Source organism: Pseudoalteromonas mucoides, from assembly GCF_049257175.1.
GTDB lineage: Bacteria > Pseudomonadota > Gammaproteobacteria > Enterobacterales > Alteromonadaceae > Pseudoalteromonas.
This window is the reverse complement of sequence record NZ_JBMMUC010000001.1, coordinates 261827-287697: the sequence shown is the minus strand read 5'-3', so window position 1 is coordinate 287697 and position 25871 is coordinate 261827. Positions and strand designations below refer to the sequence as shown.

The 25871-nt window shown below is 40.5% G+C and carries 17 protein-coding genes; 5 read left to right on the top strand and 12 right to left on the bottom strand.

The window, feature by feature from the left end:
* From AAEU30_RS01170 to AAEU30_RS01150, 5 genes are all read right to left on the bottom strand, one after another.
* The gene (locus tag AAEU30_RS01170; RefSeq protein WP_421958916.1) at positions 1-1515 is read right to left on the bottom strand and encodes a glycoside hydrolase family 10-like protein; all 1515 of its coding nucleotides are present in this window, start codon (positions 1513-1515) and stop codon (positions 1-3) included.
* A 72-nt stretch (positions 1516-1587) separates the two neighbouring features.
* Positions 1588-4242, bottom strand: a complete 2655-nt coding sequence (locus tag AAEU30_RS01165; RefSeq protein ID WP_421958915.1) for a TonB-dependent receptor — start codon at positions 4240-4242, stop codon at positions 1588-1590.
* A gap of 345 nt (positions 4243-4587) precedes the next feature.
* The gene (locus tag AAEU30_RS01160) at positions 4588-4794 is read right to left on the bottom strand and encodes a YdeI/OmpD-associated family protein (protein ID WP_421958914.1); all 207 of its coding nucleotides are present in this window, start codon (positions 4792-4794) and stop codon (positions 4588-4590) included.
* A 97-nt stretch (positions 4795-4891) separates the two neighbouring features.
* On the bottom strand, positions 4892-5731 hold the full coding sequence (locus AAEU30_RS01155; RefSeq protein WP_421958913.1) for an SMP-30/gluconolactonase/LRE family protein: 840 nt from the start codon (positions 5729-5731) through the stop codon (positions 4892-4894).
* Between the two features lie 7 nt (positions 5732-5738).
* The gene (locus AAEU30_RS01150) at positions 5739-6158 is read right to left on the bottom strand and encodes a hypothetical protein (protein WP_421958912.1); all 420 of its coding nucleotides are present in this window, start codon (positions 6156-6158) and stop codon (positions 5739-5741) included.
* 210 nt (positions 6159-6368) lie between these two features.
* On the opposite strand from AAEU30_RS01150, the gene curA reads away from it, so the two are divergent.
* The 3 genes from curA to AAEU30_RS01135 all read left to right on the top strand — a co-directional run bounded on the left by curA (position 6369) and on the right by AAEU30_RS01135 (position 9899).
* On the top strand, positions 6369-7400 hold the full coding sequence (gene curA / locus AAEU30_RS01145; RefSeq protein ID WP_421958911.1) for an NADPH-dependent curcumin/dihydrocurcumin reductase: 1032 nt from the start codon (positions 6369-6371) through the stop codon (positions 7398-7400).
* Positions 7401-7439: 39 nt separating this feature from the next.
* On the top strand, positions 7440-8057 hold the full coding sequence (locus AAEU30_RS01140) for a glutathione S-transferase family protein (protein ID WP_421958910.1): 618 nt from the start codon (positions 7440-7442) through the stop codon (positions 8055-8057).
* A gap of 219 nt (positions 8058-8276) precedes the next feature.
* A complete protein-coding gene (locus AAEU30_RS01135) occupies positions 8277-9899 on the top strand; it encodes a methyl-accepting chemotaxis protein (RefSeq protein WP_421958909.1) in 1623 nt (540 codons plus the stop codon).
* 337 nt (positions 9900-10236) lie between these two features.
* Here the strand turns inward: AAEU30_RS01135 and AAEU30_RS01130 are convergent, their stop codons facing one another.
* Together AAEU30_RS01130 and AAEU30_RS01125 are read right to left on the bottom strand one after the other, a co-directional pair.
* Positions 10237-10557: a YkgJ family cysteine cluster protein gene (locus tag AAEU30_RS01130; protein ID WP_087534574.1), complete on the bottom strand. Its 321-nt coding sequence runs from the start codon at positions 10555-10557 to the stop codon at positions 10237-10239.
* 45 nt (positions 10558-10602) lie between these two features.
* Positions 10603-12549 (bottom strand): RecQ family ATP-dependent DNA helicase, encoded by a 1947-nt coding sequence (locus AAEU30_RS01125; RefSeq protein ID WP_421958908.1) that lies wholly within the window; start codon positions 12547-12549, stop codon positions 10603-10605.
* A 223-nt stretch (positions 12550-12772) separates the two neighbouring features.
* Between AAEU30_RS01125 and AAEU30_RS01120 the strand changes: the two genes are divergently transcribed.
* Positions 12773-14077 carry an NAD(P)/FAD-dependent oxidoreductase gene (locus tag AAEU30_RS01120; protein ID WP_421958907.1) on the top strand — a complete coding sequence of 435 codons (1305 nt, stop codon included), beginning with the start codon at positions 12773-12775 and terminating at the stop codon, positions 14075-14077.
* A gap of 314 nt (positions 14078-14391) precedes the next feature.
* On the opposite strand, the gene AAEU30_RS01115 is transcribed toward AAEU30_RS01120, so the two are convergent.
* Entirely contained in the window at positions 14392-15366 is a 975-nt protein-coding gene (locus AAEU30_RS01115) for a transposase (protein WP_421958906.1), read from the bottom strand.
* Positions 15367-15811: 445 nt separating this feature from the next.
* On the opposite strand from AAEU30_RS01115, the gene AAEU30_RS01110 reads away from it, so the two are divergent.
* Entirely contained in the window at positions 15812-17317 is a 1506-nt protein-coding gene (locus AAEU30_RS01110; RefSeq protein WP_421958905.1) for a phospholipase effector Tle1 domain-containing protein, read from the top strand.
* 16 nt (positions 17318-17333) lie between these two features.
* Here AAEU30_RS01110 and AAEU30_RS01105 read toward each other — a convergent pair whose 3' ends face one another.
* From AAEU30_RS01105 to AAEU30_RS01090, 4 genes are all read right to left on the bottom strand, one after another.
* Positions 17334-18059 (bottom strand): substrate-binding periplasmic protein, encoded by a 726-nt coding sequence (locus AAEU30_RS01105; RefSeq protein WP_421958904.1) that lies wholly within the window; start codon positions 18057-18059, stop codon positions 17334-17336.
* Positions 18060-18215: 156 nt separating this feature from the next.
* Positions 18216-20843 (bottom strand): glycosyl hydrolase family 18 protein, encoded by a 2628-nt coding sequence (locus tag AAEU30_RS01100; protein ID WP_421958903.1) that lies wholly within the window; start codon positions 20841-20843, stop codon positions 18216-18218.
* Between the two features lie 67 nt (positions 20844-20910).
* Positions 20911-22524, bottom strand: a complete 1614-nt coding sequence (locus AAEU30_RS01095; protein ID WP_421958902.1) for a lytic polysaccharide monooxygenase — start codon at positions 22522-22524, stop codon at positions 20911-20913.
* 61 nt (positions 22525-22585) lie between these two features.
* Entirely contained in the window at positions 22586-25762 is a 3177-nt protein-coding gene (locus tag AAEU30_RS01090; RefSeq protein WP_421958901.1) for a glycosyl hydrolase family 18 protein, read from the bottom strand.
* Positions 25763-25871: the final 109 nt, after the last annotated feature.

The window sequence follows — 25871 nt, the reverse complement described above, 5'->3', positions numbered from 1 at the left end:
TTACTCAAGTTGTATTTCCATTGCTTCACTAAGCACTTCATCACGGCTTACTGCAACAACTCGGACATGGGTAAGTGGATGTCCGTTGTTATTATTTGCCACTGTGATTGAACGCATCATTGATGGGTAAATTTTATATTGCCAATCATCACCATATTTAAGGTAGACAAGAGTTTTAAATACCAGCTTAGATTGTGCGTGATGCCAACTCAATTTTGTGTCCTGTGCATACTGGTTATAGCTCACTGTCGGTTTACTAACTTCCTTAGCCGGCAGCCAACTTGATAGCGGCAATAATGCTTGATGTTGAAACACGCCTTTTTCTATCACCTGTGAGAAATCAGCGTTATCGAGTGATTTTACATTCCAAAATACAACGCCTGGCGAGTTATTAAGCATTGCTCGATTGATCATAATTTGGTTAACGACTTCGTCTACTCCAGCATCCGTATTTGCTATCAATGTATTGATACCAGGCCATAAGTGACGATGTTGAGTATTTTGCGATTGCCACCACGCAACGAGTAATGGATAGCTTTGCGAGTATTGGTTGATCGGCCAATATAATTGCGGGGTAAAATAATCAAGCCAGCCTTCATTTAGCCACAGCTTGGCATCTGCAAAGAGCTTTTCATACTGATCTAAACCACGGATAGTGGCCGGTTGTTTAGGACGATAGATACCAAAAGGACTAATACCCACTTGTACATGTGGCTTGAGTTGTTTTACCTGCTCGTAGAGCGTTTTAGTAAATTGATTTACCGCTGCTCGGCGCCAATCGCCTTTACTTAATTTGCCTCCTTGCCTTTGGTAATCTAGATATTGGCTTTGATCTGGAAAGTCTTCACCTTCGTTGTATGACGGATAAGGATAAAAATAATCATCATAATGAAGCCCGTCAATGTCATAGTTTTCTACCAATTCTAATAACGTCGCAATACTATAATCAATAACAGACTGATTAGTTGGAATAAACCAGTGCATACCATTTTTAAGTTGTACGACATCTTCAGCCATTTGCACACTCATTGACTGCTCACTGACACTTCCACCCGATGGGTGATGAACGCGATAAGGGTTGAACCACGCATGCAGCTTTAAACCCCGTTTGTGCGCTTGTTCAATCCAAAATTGCAACGGATCATAAAAAGGTTCCGGAGCTTGCCCTTGCCTCCCCATTAAATAGTAAGACCATGGCTCAGTAGAGCTTTGATAAAGTGCATCAGCTTGTGGCCGAACTTGAAAGATAACTGTATTAAAATTATTCGTTTGCAGCGTATCTAATATTTTTATTGCTTGACGTTTTTGCTCTTCAATTGGCATGCCTGGTTGCTGCGGCCAGTTAATATTCGCAACAGTCGCAACCCATGCGGCGCGAAATTCACGAACAACATCTTCGGTATGAATAGTTGCAAGCAGCGGGTTAGGTTGTTGTTTAGTAGGTGTTAAAGGAGCTGACTGACAAGCGATTAAAGTAACAGATATGAGCACAGAGAAAATTACTCGGATCATCATTGATTTCCTAACAAGTGAAAAAATATAGCCGATAGTGAGGACTCTCGGCTATTTATATCGTATATGGGGGAATTAAAATTTATACTGGGCGCCGAGTAAGAATCTACGGCCATAATTATGAATAGCAAGTGGACGATTGCCATCTGACATACCAGTGCTGTTACTTGACATTGAACGCTGGTCTTCATCGGTTAAATTAATGGCTTGAAATACCACATTCAGATTATCGGTAACATTGTAGCTAAGATTCAAATCATACTGACCAAAGTCATCAATGTACTGGTTGAGCCCTAAATAAGTTGTATAAAAGTATTCAGAACGATAAGTATATGAAACCCTTGCACTAAAGCCCATATTCTCGTAATACACTGTGGCATTAAAGGTATCTTCTGAATTATTAGGCAGAACGGCTTCTTCTCCTGCTGCGACCTGCTCAGCTGTTTGATCTAACTCGGCATCTGAGTAAGTATAATTAGTTTGAATGCCAAATCCATAACCTAGCTTTTGCGTATAATTAACTTCGAAGCCTGAGTTTTCGCCACCTAAACCATTTAATGGCTGAGTGATTAAGAAAGTCCGTAGCTCTTCAACGCCGGTATCTGGATCTGTCCACAGCCACTCTTTATCAACGGTGCTATTTGTAATGTATGAATCGATATCTTTATAAAAATAAGCTAACGATAAAATAGATGATTCATTAAAATACCATTCCGCTGATAAATCATATTGCGAAGCGCGATATGGTTTTAAATCAGGATTTCCTTCATTGCCCTTACAACCCGTTGCCTCGGTACAGTAACCACTTTTACGCGCTGATAAAAAGTCATAATCTGGACGTGACATCACTTTTGCTGCTGCAAAACGCAGGATGATTTCATCACTGTAATCATAAGCGATATTTAAACTCGGTAAGAAGTCGTTATAACTAGTAGAAAAGTCAACTTCTTCGATATTTTGCGGATCAAAACTACGTCCAGTGTATTGCATAGACTGCGAATCAACATTGGTTTTGACAGCTCGAACACCTAAGTTACCGCGAAAATCACTAAATGAAAACAATGCTTTAACGTAACCTGCAGTAATGCTTTCTTGTAGGTCGTAGGTGTAATCTAGATGTTCATAAGGCGCTGTTGATGGCTCGGTAGAAGCAATCCAATTACTATAAGCCGCATTATCAAATTGCCATAGAATGGCGTTCTCACCGCCCATAAAATCATTAACGGTGGTAGTTGCAAACTGACCTAAATTATTCGTACTGCCATCAGCTCCCTTTTTAGGATAATTTGCTTTAATTAAGTTTGCGGCTTTACTGTGTTCACGGTATTTAACCCCGGTTTTTATCGCCGTAAAGTAATCATTATCGAGTTGGTACTCAAAATCAAATTGCACATATTTCTCATCGGAATCATTCGCTATATCATTTTTATGATTGTAGTCTAAGCGATAATCGGCAGGCGTAAGAGAATCTGATAATACAACTTCAGGCATACCATTTTCGATGCTGTACGAAGCGTCAGTGTTTGCATAGTACTCTGAATATACGTCACTTACAGCGCCTTCAGCTTTACTATAGCCAAACTGTGTTGTCAGAGTGTAGTTATCTTTTGAATAGGTAATTTTAATATCGTGAGCTTGAGTTTTAAATTCACCTTGGTATCCGGCATTTCCGTAATAGCCTAAATTATTATGGGCAGGTAAAGTTCCAGCGACCACTGTCCCATCAACAATATCGGCTTGCTCAATATTGCCAATATTTTGTAATATAAAGCCACTGGAATAAGTACCGTATGACTCATGCTCAGATTTTGAATACAAGTTATTAAATACGATATCTAAGTTTGCTGAAGGCGCGTATTGCAAGGTAGCCGTCACTGTATTTAAATCAGAATCACTGGCATAGCGATTATAACCTACCGCCCCAGGGTAATACTCATTATTGCCATCACCATTGGCATCTGTACTACGGTAACCAAATCTTACCTCTTTACTGTCTCTTTGGGTTGCGAGCTCTTTGCGCACAAAGCCCACATTAAAACCAAAGTCTTCTGCTTCATTTTTCCAAGAATATAAACCTGAAATATAAGGTTTAGTTTCATCGGCATTTTCAAAATGAAATGCTTTCACTGACAATGCGGCATAATTAGATTCACTGTCTAAAGGCTTACGTGTTCTGACCACTACGGTGCCACCAATAGAACCTTCATCAACATCAGCCTCAGCTGACTTAAACACTTCTAAAGTATCAACTAATTCTGCAGGCAAAAGTGAGTAGTTAAAACCACGTGATGGACGAGTAATAGATGCCGATGCTGTCGCTGAAGCAACACTTTGGCCATTTAATAAGGTAATGTTTAAATGAGGCGCTGTACCACGAATACTTACTCGATCACTCTCTCCGCCTAAATCTTTTTCAACTTGTACACCCGGAATGCGCTGCAATGCATCGGCTACGGTTTGATCCGGAAATTTACCTATATCTTCTGCAGATACAGCATCAACAACACTGTTTGCAAATCGTTTCATATTAAGACTCTTTTCAACAGACGCTGCGTAGCCTTTTACTTCTATGCGTTCGATATCTTCTTTCGTTAATTTTTCTTTTGCTAGTTGTTCTTTGCCTAGCTGCTCAGCATCATTAGCAAAAGCCGTACTAGAAGCTGAAATAACTAAAGTGGTGAGTAATGATTTTTTGAATTGAGTTGTAATTGTGTGGAATTTATTATTCATAGTATAAGCATTTAACCTTTTTTATATTTCAAATTACTTGTACAGCGACTACTGGTTTAAAGCTGTCAAACCAAGACCTAAGTTATAATTTATCTTTACAGAGTGTTAACTTAGTCATAAAAACATATCAAGTCAATATAAATTATTCTTGAATAAAAAATACAGGGGAATTTATAATTCCTTTGAATATTGTTTTTTTTGCACGAAAGTAAAATATGAAATCATTTAAAATAGGCAAAACAATCACCTGCGGTTAGCAATAGCAGCGCATTACTCCACCTCTGGCGCACAATAGCGTTGTAAGACTTAACGAACGAAGTTTGTATTGAAAAGAATAAAGCAGTCTTAAGCTGCTTTTACTACGATGGTTTTTGCTGGTTGTCGGGCATCAGTAAATACTTGGCAAGCCGGCGCTCGCGGGTATCTGTTTTTTTTAGCTGAACTCAACGCATAGTAGATAATAAGTTTGTTTGATTTGCTTAATGAGTCAAAAAACATTTGTGTGTCTGGCTTGGAAACTAATGTCTGTAAAAAATCGTCAGGGAATTGCATATCAACTGATAATGAAGGTGACTTTCTTCAAGCCAACTATAAAAGCTCTCTGGAGTTACAAAACACTTAATATTAGAGGGTTTAATATTTGCCATTTTTACAGCTCAATCACCTCTATCGCCCCACGTTTTTGCATGGTGACAAACAGCTTTGTTTGCTCATCGTTAAGCGCCACATTTGTTGGGTGCTGCCCTTTTAAGGTGTAAGTTTGTAATATTTTACCTGTTGGGCTGATTTTTAATACCGCACCTGCGCCGTAACGGGCCACAAACAGGTTGCCCTGATTATCAATGCGCATGCCGTCCATACCATGATCGTCAAATTTAATTAATGGCTGTTTATTAATGATGTTTAGTTCACTATCTAAATCATATTGCCAAATAACTCGCTGCACACTTTCATTCACGTAGAGCTTACTATTATCGCTATTGACCGCCACACCATTGGTAGTACCCATATTGTCTTCGAGTAATTGTGTACTGCCATCAGCATTGATACGCCATAATTTACCTGTGTTGTTTGCCCAGTTTGGGTCGCTTGCAAATAAAGTACCGCGTTTGGTTATAGCAATATCGTTAGGTTGATTCATATCGCTATTATGCGCAAAAACCTCAACACTTTGACTATTCGCTGGCACTTTTAAGATGTTGTGATTGACGTAATCAGCTATATATAAATTACCTTGGCTATCAAACTGCAAACCATTACCAACGCTGTCATTTGGCAGTTTTATAAACAAATTAGTTTTGCCTAGCTTATCTACCTTACCTATGGTGCCCTGTTTAGCAAAGTTAACGGCATATAAATAACCGTTATAAAAAACGGGGCCTTCAACACCTTTTGTAAACGTGTTATCAGTTACAAAATCAGTGCTATTTTTTGCAAGTATTGGCGTTGCGCTAAGACTTAATGCGACAGCTGCTATGAAGTATTTCATTATTATCCTACTTTAAGTTATTGCTAGTATACACAGCTAAAATCGGGTAATCCGACTCACCAAACGAAATGGTAAACGAGCGCTGCTCACCATCTTCTAATTTAACGCCATCAGGAAGTGATAAGGGTGACTTGCGGCCACCATTTGCAAATAACGCCATTAAGTGTTGGTTTTCAATGATACGTGATCCTGATGCATCGTTATGTATTGTTACGACAGCCACTCGATTCCCTTGCTCGCTACTCATTAATACCGTATTAATAACAGTAAAATCACTGTTTTTAGGTTCAATTTTTGCGTCATTATCAAACGCAAATTGCATCCCTTGCAAGGCAACCTGATCAACTGATAACACTTGATTATTTGCACTCAAATTAAAGCTTGCGAGTAAACAGCTTATTAAGCTCAGTGAAAAATAATCTCTCATTTTAAGCCTTAATATTTGTTAGATGCCTATTTTTAACACAATGCGTTCCTCTTTTCGACCTAAATTACTATTGCAGCTGTGCAATAGTAATTACCTGTACAGAAATAAACTTGCGATTGAATTAAAGCCTATGAGCCCTAACCTCTATTTTATACTCGATAAATCGGCTGAGCATTTAGATTTACAGCCACCTATAAACACGGAGATTTTATGCAAACAATTCAAAACAGACAACTCATCCTCGCATCTCGCCCACACGGTACGCCAACAGATGACAACTTTGAGCTAAAAACAGTTCAACTTCCTACCATTGAACAAGGTGAAGTATTATTACGCACTATTTACCTTTCACTTGACCCCTATATGCGTGGCCGTATGAGCGATGCAAAATCGTATGCTGAGCCGGTGGCGATTGATGATGTAATGGTAGGTGCAACAGTCTGTCAAATTGAGCAATCAAATAATGATGAATTCTCAGTAGGTGATTGGGTATTAGCTTATACTGGTTGGCAAGACTATGCCATATCAAATGGTGAAGGCCTAATGCCGTTAGGTAAAGACCCAAGCTTTCCTTCTTATGCACTAGGTATTATGGGTATGCCTGGTTTCACAGCTTATATGGGATTACTTGATATTGGTGCACCTAAAGAAGGTGAAACCGTCGTTGTAGCAGCCGCCACTGGCCCTGTTGGAGCAACTGTAGGCCAAATAGCTAAACTCAAAGGTTGTAAAGTCGTTGGCATTGCAGGCGGAAGCGATAAATGCAAATACGCTGTTGAAAAACTAGGTTTTGATGCATGTATTGATCACAAAGCTGATGATCTTGCAGAACAATTAGCCGCTGCGTGTGACGCTGGAATTGATGTTTATTATGAGAATGTGGGCGGAAAAGTCTTCGACGCCGTATTACCTTTACTAAACACAGCAGCTCGTGTACCGCTATGTGGTTTAGTATCACAATATAACGCGACTGAGTTACCACAAGGCCCAGATAGAATGGGCGCTTTAATGGGGCAAATTCTGACTAAGCGTATAAAAATGCAAGGCTTTATTATATTCGATGACTATGGCCACCGCTATGATGAATTTGCGACTGACATGCAGAAATGGCTCAGTGAAGGGAAAATTCAATATCGTGAGCATTTAGTAACAGGGCTTGAAAATGCGGTATCAGCCTTTAACGACATGCTCAATGGTAAAAACTTCGGTAAAACCGTTGTTCAGGTTAATCAACCACTTTAAATTTACAACGCGCAGCACTTGCTGCGCTTAAGGACAATCATGATTAAATTACACCATCTAAATAAATCGCGTTCAAAACGAATTATTTGGTTACTTGAAGAACTCGATATTGATTATGAAATTATTGCCTATCAACGTGATAGAGAAACATTTTTAGCTCCTGACGAACTTAAACAAATTCATCCTTTAGGCAAAGCCCCTGTTATAGAAGATAACGGCCAAGTTATTGCTGAATCAGGTGCTATTACTGACTACTTAATTACTCAATATGGTAAAGGTAAATTTGCGCCAAGCCCTGATAGTAAAGAACATATCGAGTATCAGCAATGGCTTCATTTTGCTGAGAGCTCAGCAATTTTGCCACTACTTCTGAAAATGTTTGTACAAAAAGATAGCGCAAAAACTCAATTTTTAGAAAATTACGCAGATTCAGAAGCAGCAAAAATACTCGCTTATTTTAACAGCCAGCTAGAAGGTAAACGTTATTTAATTAATGATACTTTGACTGGCGCTGATTTTATGATGTCGTTTATCGTTGAAATTGTAAAAAATGCAGGTCAGCTCAGTCACTTTAAGAATTTAGTAGAATATGATTCGCAACTACAAAGCCATGAAAAATGGCACACTGCTAAAGAACTGGAAGAAAAATACGATTAACTTCATTGAATATAAATTAATAAGGGGCTAATTAGCCCCTACTTTAGATACTCAGAAAAAATTTCATAATCTTTTTAAATTACATATGTAAATTAGATTGGCAATAAATGAAAAAACTATGCGCTTTTTAAAACTAATGAAGCATAATGTAGCTAGGACACCTTTTTATATTTCTAACCTTAGGCTGCTTACAGCTAATCTTGCTCACTGGAATTAATAATGACAATAAACATGCGTTTAGCTACCGGCTTTGGTCTAATACTATCTATGATGTTGATTTTAACTGTCATTGGGATATCTAGAGTAAGTCTTATCAATTCTAATATTACTCATATTACTGATGTAAATTCAGTAAAACAACGTTACGCAATTAACTTTAGAGGCAGTGTTCACGACAGGGCTATAGCTGTGCGCGACGTGGTTTTGATTAATAATCAAAACGACTTAATAGGCGTACTTAATACTATCCGAGAACTTGATTCTTTTTATCAAACTTCAAGTCTTGCGATGGCAAAATTAACGCCTCAGATGAGTAATAAAGAACGAGATTTAATAGAAAAAATCAATCAAATAGAACAGCGTACATTACCTTACATTGAGAAAATCATTGATGCTAAAAGTGCCGGCAATATAAACGAAGCCTCTCGTGTATTACTAAGCGATGCAAGACCTGCATTTACTCAGTGGTTGGATGTAATAAACCAATTTATAAACTTGCAAGAGCAAACAAACCAAATAACCACACAAGAAACTCGCGATGTAGCCAGTTCCTTTGAATTATGGATGATTATACTCACAGCACTAGCAGTGATCATCGGGGCAAGTGTAGCGTATGTGATTAGTTTACGTATCCGCGATTCTGTTGGTGGGGAACCACAAGAAGCAGCACAGTTAATTGCAAAGATTGCGCAGGGGGATCTCACCACAACAATAGACTCATGTTGTCCAAATAGTATGATGGCATCTGTCGCGCTAATGCAAACTAAACTAAAATCTATTGTTGATAGTATTATTGATTCATCAGATGAGTTATCAACTCACTCAGCAAGTGTGGCATCAGGGTCTCAACAAGCCCTAGAAGCTGCTGATGCGCAGGTTGATTATACTAATTCAGCGGTATCAAACCTTGAACAGATGAGTACCAGTATTCGGTCTGTTGCTGACTCAGTGAGACAAACAGAAGATAATTCAAAAGTAACAGCTCAATTATCACAACAAGGCAGCATTGCTGTTAATAAAGTCGCTACAGAAATAGAGCAAATATCAGTTACAGTTAAAGCAACGGTTAATCAAGTAAATGTACTTCAGGAGCATGTTAAACACATTGGCGATATTTTAAGTGTGATCCGCAGCATATCAGATCAAACTAACTTGTTAGCATTAAACGCTGCAATTGAAGCTGCAAGAGCTGGAGAGTCTGGTCGTGGGTTTGCCGTTGTTGCTGACGAGGTAAGGCAACTTGCGCAACGTACTGGAGATGCAACAGGCGATATAGAAAAAATGATTACGCAGGTACAAGAAAATACACAAGCATCTGTAAAAGCAATGGAAACAACTGTTCCGCAAGTTGAAAACGGTTTAACTTTAACGAATGAAGCAAACCAATTATTAAATGAAATTCAGCAACAAGCGAATGATTCTCTTAATAATGTCGTTGAAATAGTTGAAGCTACATCAAATCAAGTGGCAACCGTGACTGAGATTAGCAATGGCGTGGAAGAAATAGCAAAAATGTCTTTAGAGACCAGTGTGTCACTAAAAAATAATGCGCAAGAAGCCGTTGCACTAGCTGGACTTTCTAAAACATTAAAACAATTTATAAATTACTTTAAAGTTAATTAAAGTGTAAAGCTCCTGCTAACCCACATACTATAATTTATGGCACCTTAAACAGTGCCTTTTTTAGCCCTCAACAACGAAGACACCCAATTATTTAATTCAGAAATTAAACTTTAAATGTAGGGCTTCGATCCTAGTAAGTTTAAACTTTGTGATACATTTACTAAATGCTATTTCAAATTCGCGGAATATAAAAAACAACGAAGACACCCATAAAAAATCAGCACCTGTGGTGGCTGTTATTTAAGGGGTTTTATCAATTCACGTTGAGTCTAGAGGCCATAGTAATAACACAGACACCCACTCCAATTAACAAAAGTGTACTTCGTACCGTATCAGCTTAAATCCCAGCGATATCTCGTTCGGTGATGCATTCGTCTGATGCCATTTCAAATTCGCGACAGATAAGCGGACGGTTTTCGTAAATTGAGCACATTAAAGTATTGCGATCGAGGGCTTGGCACCAACCGTCATCGGCACGTTTCATCACTTCGCTGCCCCATTTATCATAATCAATATAATGAAACGGCACGCCAGTATCAGTAAGTATTTGTACTTCTAACTGGCAGCAGCATGCTTGGCAATTGCTGCATGTAATTGCCTCAGTTGAAGCGGTGATCTCTGTGACAGGTATTTGTTCAGGATTAACAATGTGAGGCATAGAGGCTTACTTTTAAGAATAAGCCTCTAGGATACCTGAGTGAGTTTATCGTGCCAGTAATTTCGCTTTTATTTCACTGTAGCGCTGCAGTTCGCACAAGCCAAATCCACTAAGTTGGCGCACTTTATTACGCGCAAATAATGGCACACTCATCCCCGCTAAAAAACGGCACTGCGTTTCAACACCCACATTTTCAATACCTTTACTCATTAGGTGACTCTGTAATTCATCAACCTTTTGGTAGATAACCTCATCCGCTGCAAAATTATGAGTTTGTGAGTATTCAAGCTTAACAGCTTGCCCTCTACACACTGAGCAATGACCGCATTGCTCAGGAGCTTGGGCATCGTCAAAATAACGAGCAAGGTTATAGCTTAAGCAGCTATTTAGTTCAAAAAAGCGGATCAAGGCTGCAATACGTTTTATCTCAGCTTGCTCTTTATCTACAAAGTAATTATGGAGCTGCTGTGCTAGGTCTGATTTATTAATAACCTCGTTATGAACTTCATAAACTTGCGTGATACGTTTGGTTTCAAGGGCTATGAGATTTTTTTCTGCTAAGTAATCAAGCGCTGCAACCACGCGCTTTCTATCAACTTGAGCCGCTTGAGTAAGGGTATCAAAATTTAGTGTTCCCCATATTTTTTTAAATTGGGTATGGCTAAATACCAAGTTCAAAAATGCTTGTCTGTCAGCGTCAAAATGGCCAAGAAGCTGAGTTTTATCCACCAAAAACTTATATTTAAAATCAGCATAATATGCATATAAAGGCGTTATAGCACCTTGCATTTCAAGCTGTACTAATAAGGTTTTAAGTGCAAGCTGGCGAATATTACTATCGCTTGATAGGCTGTACTCTTGCATTTCCCATTGTCTGCTACCACTTTGGTGATCACTATTATGTTGGCGAATATCATTTATTACATGTGTTATCCCGCTGAGCTCTGGCGTATCACCATATACAAAGTTTTCAACAGTATTTAAACCATCTAGATTAGCTAAGGTATAGCAGTTTGATGGCTGACCATCACGCCCTGCTCGGCCAATCTCTTGGCTGTAATTTTCTATTGATTTTGGTAGATCGTAATGAATAACAAAGCGAATATTCGATTTATCAACCCCCATGCCAAAAGCAATGGTCGCCACAACTACATTAATTTTACCTGCCATAAAGTCATCTTGAATACCATAGCGTAAGGTATCTTCAAGCCCTGCATGATAGGCTACAGCTTGTAAGCCTTGGCGGCTTAGTGTGTCAGCAACTTGTTCAGCCGTGTGCTGTAGCGTCACATAAACAATACCAGGCCCTTGTTGTTCACGTACTATATTAGCTAAGGTGTTATCTTTTTCTGCACTTTTTACACTCAACACACTTAAATCTAAATTACTACGATAAAACCCAGTTTGGACAATACACTCAGGGCTAATTGCAAAACGCTCACTCATGTCACGCTTTACTTTTTTTGTAGCTGTGGCAGTTAATAATAAAACCAGCGGGATATTGAGCTCTTCCCGGTATCTAGGCAGCTTTAAATAGTCAGGTCTAAAATTATGGCCCCACTCTGAAATACAGTGCGCTTCGTCGACTACCAGCATTGAAATAGCTACTTGATTAATAAACTCACGAAATCGTTCGTTCTTAAACCGCTCTACAGACACCATTAAGATTTTCACTTTACCTGAGCGTACATCACTCATAATGGTATGACTTTGCTCACTGGTTTGGCTCGAATCAAGGCTCGCGGCGTAAATCCCTTTTTTATTCAGAAAGCTAATTTGATCTTTCATCAAAGCTAATAATGGCGAAACAACCAAGGTAAGATTAGGTAAATGAAGTGCTGTTAATTGATAACACAAAGACTTACCTGAGCCTGTAGGAAAAATGGCCAGTGATGATTGGTTATCTAACAATTGCTCTATGGTTTGTTGTTGACCTGGCCGAAATTGATTAAAGCCAAAATGTTGCTCAAGCGAAGTAATTAAAGCCGTCATGTTATTCCTTTGCATTAAATTCCCTAATAAAGGAAATAATAGCCGTAAATTTAATAAACTGCCATGTTACCTTTTTTGCAGCTTGATTTCTTTGTCTTTATTACTGACAAATAAGGATAAAAGGCGCACAATAAAGTTGTTGCCAAGGTATTGCCCTGATGGGCGCTATACCTAAGTAGTTTGCCCAGACTATTTAGGTATTCTACTTTTTGAGGGCAACGTAATGATAACAACACATCCTAAAATCGTGATTATCGGTGGTGGCGCTGGCGGCTTAGAGCTAGCAACACAATTAGGACACAAACTAGGGAAGAAAAAACACGCAGATATTTTACTAATTGATAAAAACCGCACTCATATTTGGAAACCACTACTTCATGAAGTGGCTACAGGTTCTATTGACGCTGATTTAGATGGTGTTGTTTACTCTGCTCATGCTGCAAAGCATCATTATAATTTTCAACTCGGCACTTTTTGTGGCCTAAATAATACCAATAAAACCATTACCCTAAGCGCGTTCAATGATGAGCTTGGTCATCAGATATTACCTCAGCGCACAGTGCATTATGATTACTTAGTCATTGCAATAGGCAGTGTAAGTAATGATTTCAATACTCCAGGTATTAAAGATCATTGTTTTTATCTTGATTCAAACCAACAAGCAGAGCGCTTTCAACACGCATTACTTGATAACTTTACTCGCCTACATCAAGATGATGACCCACAGCATGCATTAGATATAGCCATAGTTGGCGGTGGAGCAACAGGGGTCGAACTCTCTGCTGAGCTATATCATGTATCTGATCTACTCAAGCTTTACGGGCTTACTAATATGTCTGCAAAACGCTTGCATATCCACTTAATTGAAGCTGGACCAAGAATATTACCAGCCCTACCTGAACGAATAGCCATCTCAGCTAAGCGTGAATTATTAAAATTAGGTGTCACTGTGCGCGAAGAAACCCAGGTAAAACAAGCGGCAGCAACAGGGTTTATAACACAAGACGATGAACACATTGATGCCGATATTATGGTGTGGGCCGCCGGTGTTAAAGCCCCTGATTTTGTAAAAGAGCTAGGTAGTTTTGACCTTACTCGTAGTAACCAAATCAAGGTTAATGATTACCTACAAAGCAGTACTGATGAAAGCATTTATGTGCTTGGCGATTGCTGTGCATTTACCCAAGAAGATGGAAAACTTGTACCTCCGCGCGCGCAATCAGCACACCAAATGGCGCAATGTGTTGAAAAGAACATCATCGCGACACTACGCCAACAACCACTCAATAAATTTGAGTATAACGATCATGGCTCATTAGTTAATTTGTCGCGCTATAGCACTGTAGGCAGCTTGATGGGTAATCTGACTAGCAGCAGCTTTTTTATTGAGGGGCGAATAGCACGTTTTATGTATATTTCGTTGTATAGAATGCACCAACGCGCCATACATGGTAGTGCTAAAACGTTTGCGCTATGGATAAGCGAAAAAGTACTACGTGTCGTAAGGCCAAAAATGAAACTGCATTAATAAGTAACTATTTTTAAGTGAAGCATTCGCTTCACTTTTCAAGCTAACGTTGTAAATTAGCAGCAATTTATATTTTAAATAATAAATGGACATCCACTTTAAACTGGATACGAAAGAAGAAAGACGAAAATAAAAAAACACCCACTTAAAAAATATGACGATTACCTCTCCAAATAAGAATATCACAAGCTCAACATATTTATAATTTTCGATAAAATTTAGTAACGTGATTATAGGTAAGACAGAAGTAAACTTTAGAGGCTTCTTTAACCAATGTAGATAAAACAGACATTATTAGGGGAAAGCAACAAAAGTTACGCCAATAACTTTTCACAATTAGTAAGATTGGAACGGCGTTTAAAATGCTGGTGTTCACAAAATAAACTCAACGATTCAGCTCTTCCAACAGGCCCATGGAAAACGGTTGTAAACTTACTTGTGAGTTTTAACCAATTTTCAGCCGTTAAATTTAATCGTTCAAGTATTGGAGTAAGATTATTAGATATATAGCCTTTTTTATCAGCTCGTAAACATCGGCCTGTCGCTTCAACTAAAGTTAAATATGAAGTCAATTCAAAAGGCAACCCTTTAGCCACCTGTGCCGAGGTCATTCCTGAAAAGCGTAATAAAAACTGAGGCTGCTTACCATTTGAGGCTGAGAAAATTCGACTTTTTACACTGGTAAAATCCGAGGTTTCCGGAGAATTTGCAACACCAGCACGCACAGGGTTTAAATCTACATATGCCATGCACGCGATTAATGCTGGTTCATCAAGTAGGGCTTGTGATTTAAAACGACCTTCCCAAAACCTTCCTTTGCAGTTGTCTTCTTTATTAGCCTTGCGTGCAATAAACTCGTTCAACGAACGCATGAACCAGCTAATATCCATTAATCTTGCTCGATACTGCTTTGTAAATCCTAGAGTAATCTCTAATTCACTAGGTGACAATGTATCTCCTTTCGCAAAACGCCGGGTAAGCTCTGATCCTTTAAAAATTTTATGCCAGCGTATGGCGATTGCTCTGTCATTTAAGCGCTCAGCCTTTTTATTATCAACATGCAATACCATATGCGTGTGGTTACTCATGACTGCATATGCACAAACGTCAATAAAAAACATAGAGGCCAACGAAATCAATTTATCTTCGACCCACTTTCTACGATGTTCATATGATTGCCCAGTGTATTTATCTATGCCACATAGGTAAGCTCTTCTCACACAGCGAGAAACACAGTGGTAATAGCGAGTGTCAACTAAACTTATTTGTCGGTGCCTTGCTGTAGCCATAAATACCTCGAAATATCGTTCCCTTATTAATACTAGACATTAATACCGATACTGCAAATGTAATGTGCCATTATCCAAGCTGCACATTAGTGTATATCTAATGCATCAATATATGATTTGAATTCTAATTTAGGATGGGTGTCAATTAAGTTCAATTAACTTGGCTGGGTGTCTTCATAAAAATTCTAGACATTAATACCGATACTACAAATGTAATGTGCCATTATCCAAGCTGCACATTAGTGTATATATAATGCATCAATATATGATTTGAATTCTAATTTAGGATGGGTGTCAATTAAGTTGATTCAGGCAGTAAACTTGGTTGGGTGTCTTCATAATAAAAATTCCTGAAAACGCGGCTTATAAGTTAAACTTTAAAGGCTGTCTTTAATTTTTAATATTTACTGTGTAAAGTGATATAAACCACATAAGGAATGATGCTATGACGGCTAAAACGCTGATTTTCAACTTTGATGGCACGGGCAACGAGCCTCGTGATGCAGAGCAATTTAGTTCTGATCACTTTAAAGAAGACGCCAGTATTTCAAATATCCTTAAGCTACACCTTTTCCTCGGTGGCACTTTAAATAACGAACCCACTACCCGCTTTGGCAACCAGCTCAGTTTCTACTTTCAAGGCATTGGTACTAAGGGAAGCCGTTTAAAGCGTTTATTGAATCAATCCCTTGCACCACGAGATGATGATGTAGCCAGTATTTTAAATCATGCCTTCAGAGATTTTAAAGCGTATTACCAAGCTGGAGATACTATTTTACTAACAGGGTTTAGCCGTGGAGCGGCCCTTGCCAGGCGGTTTGCAAAATGTTTAGAGCCTTTTGTAAGTGACAGTGTTTACCTGTGTGTGTTTGATACGGTTGCATCCATTGGTCTGTCAAAAGTAACCAAAGCAACCCGTGGGGCCGAGCATGTTATTTTCGAAAACCATACTATTTCGAGTAACGTAGAAAACGCTTTGCATTGTGTTGCCTTAGATGAAAAGCGACGTGCCTTTGAACCGACTTTAATGAATCACCAGTCTAATGTATTAGAGCTTTGGTTTGCTGGCGCTCACTCGGATATTGGAGGTGGGTATTACCGTGATGGCTTAGCCGATATATGCCTGCGCTTTGCAATTGAATGGCTACTGGAGCAGCCTTTCTCTATCTCCTTTGTCACAAGTGCACAGATTGATTACCAATCACTATTCCCAAGTGATCACCAAGCGCTTATTGCGCAAGATGATATGACAGTCACCCCAGATCCACTTGCATTAAGCCACCAGCAAAATTACTTTTGGTTTAATCCTTTTTTCAAACTGGTTGATCGTCAGTGCTGTGTGTTAGTTGATGAAGAACAAAGTGATATTAAGCCTCTAATACATCATAGTGTTGCCACACGAGTTCATAACCTTACCAGCTATCGACCTGAATCATTAAAAAGCCTGACTTATCAATTAATCTATGCTGATAAGAGTACGCTCGACTTTACTGGCCTCAGTGCTCATATCGCGCTGCTAAATCAGAACATGTCGGTCTTACAAATTGGAAAAAGCCAAGACGTGGTTATATTTGCAGCTGAGCAATATAACTCAACAGGGCTTATGCTTGAGCAAGGTGCGACTTATCGTTTTACTCCTTACCCTGAACAATACTGGTACGATGATGGCGTAAAGTGCACCTCTTTTGGCTGGAATAGAGACGATGTGCAACTCGGAGTTAAAGAAATTCCAATGACGTTGTTAGAACCATTTCGCCGCCTCCCTCATGCTCAGTGGTTTGCACTTATTGGCGCCATAAATCGCAGTGATGATAACGCTTTTGAGATTGCCGATGGCGGTGAGTTTAAAATTGTACACTCCGGTGAGTTTACTCCTTTTGCTAATGATCTAATGCGATTTTACGGTGCAAATGCAGGGAAAATTAAAGTGCAAGTCACGCGACTCGGTTAGTCGCTAAACAACCGAGTCAATGAGTATAGTCACTGACGATATGAGTTATTTCCCCTTGAAGTTTTACTATTGCATCATCTATTTTCTGACTTTGTGCTGTACTGACCGTTTTATTGCTATACATAAAATGAATCGGATTATCATGCACAACATAAGGGTGTAATGTAATACCTTTAATTTGCTCTTTAGCTATCATATATAAGCCAGACAACTCGTCGTCTATCATAAAATCAACCCGCTTGGCTTGCAGCATATATAGGCGTTGGTTAATCATTTTTACAGGCACAATTAAATCACGGAGATTTGGTTGGTTACTTAGCTGCTCAAACTCCTCACCATAAAAGCCGCCGCTATTGATCACAAAGGTTTTTTTATCAGCCATCAAGTTAGCTAAATCCAACTCAGCCAGCTCACTGTCTTCATACCAAAATAATCGCATTCGCTCTTTTCGATACGCCAACGAAAAGTGGCTATACTGCGCTCTTTGCTTACTAAAGCTTGCCGCAGGTAACACATCAACGGTGCCTTTTTCAAGCTCTGCTAAGCCACGAATTGACGAGGGAAGTGCTATAAATTCAGCGCAATACCCAGCTTCAGCTAATACTTTACGCGTTATTTCTATATCAATACCGCTAAAGTTACTGTTATTAATAACGACAAAAGGCGGCCATGGTTGACCTACCCCTACTTTGAGAGTTTTATCACAAGCAACATTCAGTGCGCTAAATAGTATTAACAGCAAGTACACGTATTTAATAATGCTTATCCATTACTTTTATCTAATAACTACAGTATGGAACATACTGCTTGAAACACAAAAAAAGCAGCTAAAAAGCTGCTTTGAATGGGTAAAGGTACTTTAAATAGCTGCCTAGAAGTAGGCTAAGCAGCATTTACATTAAAGTAATTTCCATACGTCAGCTGAGCCAGGCACATTTCCTTGAGTCCACCACTTAGCTTGGTATTTATTGCCATTATGAGAAACTTCATCACCACTGTTATAAACAGCTGATGATTGCCATACAACACTGCCAGTATCATCTACAGGCTGAGTTGCTGCTTCCCACACACCGCCTAAATCAGGACGGTTACCTTGAGTCCACCATTTCGCTTTGTACTCAACACCATTATAAGTAACTACATCGCCACTTACGTATACAGCGTTTTCATCCCAGCTACCAGTCGGCGGCACAGTTGTATCTGTGTTTGTTACTGTGACTGTAAAACTTTGAGTGGTTGTAAACTCATCATCGCTTACTGCTACAGATACCGTCAGGCTTGTATCTGCATCAACATTACCAGCTTCTAGGCTAACGTTAGCCCCCGTTCCGACCAGTGTTAAACCAGCAGGCACAGTCCAAGTGTATGTTAGTGCATCATCTTGCGCATCGCTCGCTACAACTGTAACAGCGGCAGTGGCGCCTTCTTCAACCGTAACATCAGCAATAGCGTCGACGCTTGGTGCTGTGTTACCACCTGTCGTTGGTGCAATTACATTCACCACAACATCACGGCTAACTGTAGCCTCACCATCCGATACTGCAACCGTTGCTACATATTGCGTATCTACAGTCACTGCCGGTGCTGTAATAGCAACTGAAGCTGTATTTTGACCTGAAAGAGTAAGCGCGCTGTCGGCAGTCCAGCTAAAGCTTAACGGGTCGTTGTCAGCATCCGTTGCCGATGCTGTAACGGTAACACTTTCACCCGAGTTAACCGATACTGTGCTTGAAACTGAAAGCACAGGCTTTTTATTACTTGGCGGGTTAACCACGCCACCTAAACCGTCATGCATCGCATTTAAAATATCACCGTTATCAGCATCAATTTCCCATGCAAACAAGCCGCCTAGGTTATGCTGTTTTACATAAGCACCTTTAGCAATAACTGACTCTGGGCTATCGTAAGTAATCAATTTACCAGTAGAGCGGTTCCAAACATAAGCAGCTTGAGCTTGGCTGTCGTAACCCACTTCAAAACCATTGATACCTGTGCCAGCAGCACCAATCATGTGGGCTTTAACGCCTTTATAATCGATAACACCGTCTTCCCACACACCTTGTGCAGTTGAACCTGTTAATTTGCCATTACCCGGCGCTGTCATTGGGTTACCATCAATTGTGGCATTTTGTGGATAAACACCTTCCCAACCACGGCCATACATAGCGGCACCAACAACAATTTTCTTCGACGGTACATTTTGCGCTAGTAATAGCTGTACTGCGTTATCAGTCGTGTAAGCTGGCCCTTTACGCGGCTCGCCATTTTCGTCAAGGCCAGTACCATTACATTGACCCGCGCTCATGTGCTCACCACAGTAAAGTGCGGTTTGGTGACCTGTTACGTTACTCCATGCGCCATAAAAATCATAAGTCATGGCGAAAATGTAATCCATATACTGACTAGCAGCTTGATAATCAACATCTTCAATTTTGTCGTAACCAGCACCAATTGCTGAGGTTAACTCATACGTACGGCCAGTTTCAGCTTCAAGCTTATCTAGCATGGCACGTAGCTCTTGCATTAGCGCAACATACGCAGGGCCATCATTAATTGGGTCGCCGATATCTGGGTTAGGGCCGTCACCACCTGGGAATTCCCAGTCAATATCAACACCGTCATAAAACTTCCACGTTCTTAAAAACTCTTCCATTGACGCAACAAACGTATCGCGGTTTGCTTTATTGGTAAAACCACCAAATGGGTCTGATAATGTCCAACCACCTACTGAAGGTAGGATTTTTAGATCTGGATAACGCTGTTTGAGAGCCATTAACTGCGAGTAAGTACCACGGATTGGGTCTTTTGCATCAACACCAGGCAGTGCCTTTTGCACAGCAGCCCATGGGTCGTGAATAACCACTTCATAATCAGCAGAGCCTGCACACGCAGTTTCTAATGCACGTTTAGGGCCACCTGTTAACGATGCGTTCTCACCACAAATTGGAATAAAGCCGTATAAAATATGGCTCAGGTTTTGAGCAGGCATATTCGTTACATCGTAATCACGATCGTAAATACCCCACTCAACAAAATAAGCACCCGTTACTAAGCCTTCTTTAGTACCAATATCGCGGTTATTAGGATCAACATCCATAGGGAGTGGCGCTAAATGTCCGCCATCCGTATCGGCAATTACAATTGGTTTACCTGCACTACGTGCACACGTTGTACCGCCTTCACATAATTCAACATACATAGTGTGACGACCCGCTTTATCATACGGGAATGAAATAGTGCCAGTCTTAGAACCTGTACTCAGTGCACCTTCATTAACAAGCATGTCATCAAAGTAAACTTTGTAGCTGTCGCCACCGTCACCACTCCACGCACTCCATTTTATGCTTATGTTTACTTGCTCTACACGGGTAACGAGTTGCTTATATGAACCATTCCCTTCAAGGTCCACTTCAACAAATGAATATTGTTGTGGCTCCCAGCTAATGCTAGGGGTTGAAGGCGCTGCCGTTGCAGCACCTGCAAATAAAGCAACACCAATAGCTGCACTTAATTGTTTAATATTCATATTTCTCTCTTATCCATTATTAATGTAATTATTTAATAAGTTTGAACTACAAAACTTAGGTTTTTAGTTAAAGCTGAGTCCATACATTGGCTTGTCCAGGCGTATCACCCTGAGTCCACCATTTAGCGCGATAGCGCTGTCCTTGATACGTTACTTCTGCATCACCTTGATAGGCTTTACCGCTATTCCAAGTAACCGATGTTTCTGGTTGTGATTGAGACTCCCACGCATTAGAACTGTCAGGTTGCTGATCTTGGTTCCACCATTTAGCGATATACACAATGCCAGCAAAACTTACTTTGTCATTGGCGTTGTAAACTGTTGTGCTGTCCCATGCAGGCACTGTCGGATCAACAGGATCGACTGGATCTACCACGCTAGTATCATTAACGGTAACCTTAAAGCTGATTTGAGTAATTAATTGACCATCAGATACCGACACCGAAACGGTGTAGTCAGTAGTTGCTGATACCTCAGGCGAGGTTAAGTTGATGTTTGCATCGCCACCGGTAAAACTCAATGGTGCAGGCACTGACCAGGTGTAAGTTAATTCACTTTGCTCATCATCAAACGCATGTAGGTGCACCGCTGTATTGGTGTTTTCATCTACAATTAAATCGTCAGGTGTATGAACAATAGGTGCAGTGTTACTAGGCGCACTCTGTACGCTTAAGGTATAACTGTAATTTTCATTACTGCTGTACACTTGATTAGTGAGCACATCACTGGCATTAAAGTGCACATCACCGGCTTGGTTTTGTACCCCAACTTGCACTAAATGGGCATAATCAAGGTTTAGCTTATCAGCCAGTACTTGTTGCCAATTCGCTTGGTTATCGGCACTAATTCTAAGCTGCTGATTTATAACCTCTTGGCCGGTTTCATCAAATAAACGTGCCCAAACAGTATCACCCGCAATAGCATCTTGTCCTTGGCGAACAAAGTAGCCAACACTGGTCCATACATTAGGGTCGGTTGGTCCGGCATCACTGACGATATTGATATCACTACAATTATAAAAGCCTTCTCCCACTATATCATCGCGTTGCCAGCGACTATATAAAATAGCATCACCACTTCTACCTTGAGGAATAGCGACACTCATTTTGTAATAACGTTTACCATCGGTGTCTTTAATAACCTCGATATTACTGTGCTCTTGCACTAACTCAAGATCAGCCCAAGTTAATACGTCTGTTGCCGCATTAAAGCTAGGTTTGGTTAAGTAAAACTGCCAAAAGCTTGGGTTATGTGGCGTTGCTGCAAGGTAACGAATTTGAATATCACCATTGGCATTGGGCACTACATCACTGCGCTGCCAATGAGCTGACGGTAAATCCATACCCCGTTTCGCATTGTCACCACCGGCACATAACGATCCATTTGGCACTGTAGTTTCTACCGCCGTTTGATTGAGGTAGTCAGGAACATTAGCCGAAAACTCAATGTCTTGTACAAACTGCACAGTACCTGATTCTAAAAATGCTGCACGGCACGCTAAATTAGGAATATTCGTGCCATCTTCTGGCCACCAGTAGCCGCCATCCGCTTGGCAAAACGCTTGGCGCGCTTTTGGACTATCCATATAACCATGCGCTTGCACGTTGGTTGGCATAATAACTAGCAACACAGTGCTTGCTACTGCCGATAATGAAAGTGTGTTTAATTTAATTGATGTCATTGTTTTGTCCTTTAAAGACGCAATGTGGGGCAAGTACATGCTTACCCCTTATTGCTATAAATTACAGACTACAACTTTTAGTCCAATCAGCCGTTGTACCTGGCTCAGAACTTGTCCACCACTTGGCCTTATAAACGCCATTGTTATGAACCATTAAGTCACCGCCTGTAGCATGGCTTGGATTGCCCGCCCAATCTGTTTGCGGAAAGTTTGGATAAACCGCAATATCAGCGATTGCTACACCTTCACACGTACCAGAGGTATCTCCACCTGTACCGCCGCCGGTGTCACCACCGCCATTACCTAGCGTAGCATCTGGAAGCATTGGGTATTCCGCTTTGAAAGCGTACACTTTGCCATCTTTTTCAATAGTGAAGTTGCTTGGACCAGTAATTGGCATGTAGTACATCACTTGTGCATTAACCGTTGCACCTGCACTAAAGTCCTTCGGTTGACCACCCCACTCATTGTTCAGTGTGATAGAAAAACGGTGGAACTCGTTCTCGTAACCACCAATATTATTACCCGCTGCATTTGAACCATTTACTTCCACTGCCATGCCCAGTTTTTCTTGTGCATTCCAGTTAGATTTAAAAATAGCCGACGTTGAAACAGGCACATCAAACGAGATTTTCGCACCGCTTAAATCAAGGCTTGAGTTATTTGTAAACGCAAACGTTGGACTAATTGGATAGTTATCATCACCAACTGGGAAGTCTTTCGCTACAAACGTTACATCAACCGCTTCAGCCGGCACAGTAAAGTTAGGGTTACCGCCGTGTACGTCATACGCTACGCCACTTTGATTAAACTTGTCATACGCAAGTGAAGTCAAAGTCGAACCCATGAAGTATTCGCCTTTAGCTGAGTCATAATCAAAATCCCCTGCTAATTCCCAGAACATAATACCGCCAAGACCGTTGTTAATAACGTAATCAACCTTAGTCGCCATCGACTCTTCATCTTCAATTGATAAGAATACTTTTTTATCGGCATTCCATAACCAAGGAGCAACGGCAACGCTGTCATAATGACGTGTATAAGTACCTGTTAGCTGATCATTAACGTCTGTCTCTGGTGTTAAGCCATATACGCCTAGGTACGAACCTACAATGCCATTTTCAAGGTTCTTCACATGCCATAATGGGTTAGAACCTGCAGCCATTTCTTCACCAACATCATTTTTGTCATGCCATAAATTGTCGATACCTACAGCACCATTACCGCATTTGTTCTTTTCACCCACACCAGTGCCTTTAGCACAATCAGCTTGGTTAGGTAATGCAGCTTGGCCCCACAAACCATTCGTACCACCATTTACGTCTTTAAAGCCACGGGTATAATACGGTAAACCAATATTAATACGCCCTGCAGACATAGCACCGCGGAAATAACGTACCGCCCAATCAGTGTTCAGATAGCCAATACCTTCAAACTCTTTAGTACCGTATACATTCCACTGAGCAAGCTCTGAATCTAAGCCAGTATCAAACAAAGCGGCATTGTGGCCAACATGTGAGTTCCACGCACCGTGTAAGTCATAAGACATGATATTTACATAATCGAGGTATTTAACTGTTTGGAATGTTTCCATGCCACGGAGTAAATAACCTGATGACGGAGAAGCAATCGTGAGTAAATAGTGTTTACCAGCAGCTTCACCAGCAATATCTAATTCTTCACGCAACTTTTTCATCAATACTTGATACGATGCATTCAAACCTGCACGACGTGCATTTGAGATAGGAAAATCATCAGGGTGACCTGAATCATTCATTGAAGACGGGTACTCATAATCGATATCAACACCGTCAAAGCCATACTTTTCTATAAACTCAACCGAGCTCTTGGCAAATGCATTAATACCAGCGTGGTTTACTGAGCCATCAGCATTGGTTGTCATGGTATAAAAGCCACCACTTTCTACACGGCCAGTATCATCAAAATAACCACCGGTTTCAGCCCAACCGCCCACAGATACCAAGGTTTTTACATGCGGATGTTGTTTTTTATACTTATTTAATAGATTGAAGTGACCTTTATAGGCAAATTCAGGGTCCATTTCTGCGCCAACCACACCAGGCCATTCCATATTGGTCGCCGGGTTATTTGCAGAATTTGGGTCGCCAATTGACACTTTGTTGTTGGCATCAACATGAGCAAATGCATAGTTGATATGGGTAATTTTATCCCATGGGATATCATTTACTAAGTAGCTTGGTTGACCATTTGCGCCATTTCTCCAGCTAGTGAAGTAACCAATAACACGACGCGGATGATCAACACCCATGATCTCACGACCATCAGCATCATACACTGTACAGTAAGGAGTATTCACACCCGGTGTTTGATACAACCCCTGCGGGCGACAGTCAGTGCCAGTAATAGGGCCAGCATTTTCTTCAACAACAGTCAATACTTTGGTCGTTTGCGCTGTCGCACCTTCATTATCAGTTACCGTCAACGTAAACGTTGCTTGGCCTAACGCCGTTGCTTGCCATGCATAACTACTTGATGCAGAGCTCGCTTGATGAACATCCACCCCATTTGCAGCAAAGTTTAATGCTGTTACTTGTCCATCGCTATCACTCCCTGACAGTGCAAATACCACTTGGGAGCCAACAATAAGTTGATCAGGTAATGTGCTAAATGAAATTGATGCCACAGGCGCTTGATTAACAGGATCAACAATCACCGCATCAGTCACACTTACCGTGTTAATAAACTCAACAGACTGTGCACCTTTGTCATCAGTCGCCACCGCACTGATTTGATGAGTTCCAGCAACAGCGTCCCAGCTTGTGCTAAACGGTGCAGTATTATCAACAGCAATCGAAGTGCCATCTACAAAAAATTCAACACTGATAACTGATCCATCAAGGTCTGTTGCTTGCGCCGATATGACAACGCTGTCTTTATCAGTAAATTGAGAACCATCTGCCGGTGCTAAAGCACTAACTGTTGGGATTCCATTGTCTGTGACAGCGCTGTCACAAACGCCCAATTTTTTCCATTCTTGCCATTGACCAGCATTTTCAACAGGATTTGATTGTGTCCACCACTTTGCTTCATACGCATTACCTTGCGCTTGAACTTGGCTTCCTCCTGTATGGGTTTGACCTGCTTGCCAGGTTGTTAATGCACTACAATCTACAGCTGCATGTGCACTTAAGCCTATCGCACTAAGTGATAAGGCACTTAGTTTGAAGGCATTTTTTATTATATTACGTGAGCTCATTTGCTCCTCCGCCCAGGGGTTAATAAATAACATTTGATTTACAACTATCACCAAAACTAACACAACTTACATATACGTCAACAAAAACGATAAAATAATAAGGTCAATA

Excerpts from the sequence above, each read along its gene's own strand:
- AAEU30_RS01155 (WP_421958913.1), bottom strand. The coding sequence starts at position 5,731 with ATGAAATACTTCATAGCAGCTGTCGCATTAAGTCTTAGCGCAACGCCA.
- AAEU30_RS01140 (WP_421958910.1), top strand. The coding sequence starts at position 7,440 with ATGATTAAATTACACCATCTAAATAAATCGCGTTCAAAACGAATTATT.
- AAEU30_RS01115 (WP_421958906.1), bottom strand. The coding sequence starts at position 15,366 with ATGGCTACAGCAAGGCACCGACAAATAAGTTTAGTTGACACTCGCTAT.
- AAEU30_RS01100 (WP_421958903.1), bottom strand. The coding sequence starts at position 20,843 with ATGAATATTAAACAATTAAGTGCAGCTATTGGTGTTGCTTTATTTGCA.
- AAEU30_RS01090 (WP_421958901.1), bottom strand. The coding sequence starts at position 25,762 with ATGAGCTCACGTAATATAATAAAAAATGCCTTCAAACTAAGTGCCTTA.
- curA (WP_421958911.1), top strand. The coding sequence starts at position 6,369 with ATGCAAACAATTCAAAACAGACAACTCATCCTCGCATCTCGCCCACAC.
- AAEU30_RS01165 (WP_421958915.1), bottom strand. The coding sequence starts at position 4,242 with ATGAATAATAAATTCCACACAATTACAACTCAATTCAAAAAATCATTA.
- AAEU30_RS01170 (WP_421958916.1), bottom strand. The coding sequence starts at position 1,515 with ATGATGATCCGAGTAATTTTCTCTGTGCTCATATCTGTTACTTTAATC.
- AAEU30_RS01160 (WP_421958914.1), bottom strand. The coding sequence starts at position 4,794 with ATGCAATTCCCTGACGATTTTTTACAGACATTAGTTTCCAAGCCAGAC.
- AAEU30_RS01095 (WP_421958902.1), bottom strand. The coding sequence starts at position 22,524 with ATGACATCAATTAAATTAAACACACTTTCATTATCGGCAGTAGCAAGC.
- AAEU30_RS01135 (WP_421958909.1), top strand. The coding sequence starts at position 8,277 with ATGACAATAAACATGCGTTTAGCTACCGGCTTTGGTCTAATACTATCT.
- AAEU30_RS01125 (WP_421958908.1), bottom strand. The coding sequence starts at position 12,549 with ATGACGGCTTTAATTACTTCGCTTGAGCAACATTTTGGCTTTAATCAA.
- AAEU30_RS01120 (WP_421958907.1), top strand. The coding sequence starts at position 12,773 with ATGATAACAACACATCCTAAAATCGTGATTATCGGTGGTGGCGCTGGC.
- AAEU30_RS01130 (WP_087534574.1), bottom strand. The coding sequence starts at position 10,557 with ATGCCTCACATTGTTAATCCTGAACAAATACCTGTCACAGAGATCACC.
- AAEU30_RS01110 (WP_421958905.1), top strand. The coding sequence starts at position 15,812 with ATGACGGCTAAAACGCTGATTTTCAACTTTGATGGCACGGGCAACGAG.
- AAEU30_RS01150 (WP_421958912.1), bottom strand. The coding sequence starts at position 6,158 with ATGAGAGATTATTTTTCACTGAGCTTAATAAGCTGTTTACTCGCAAGC.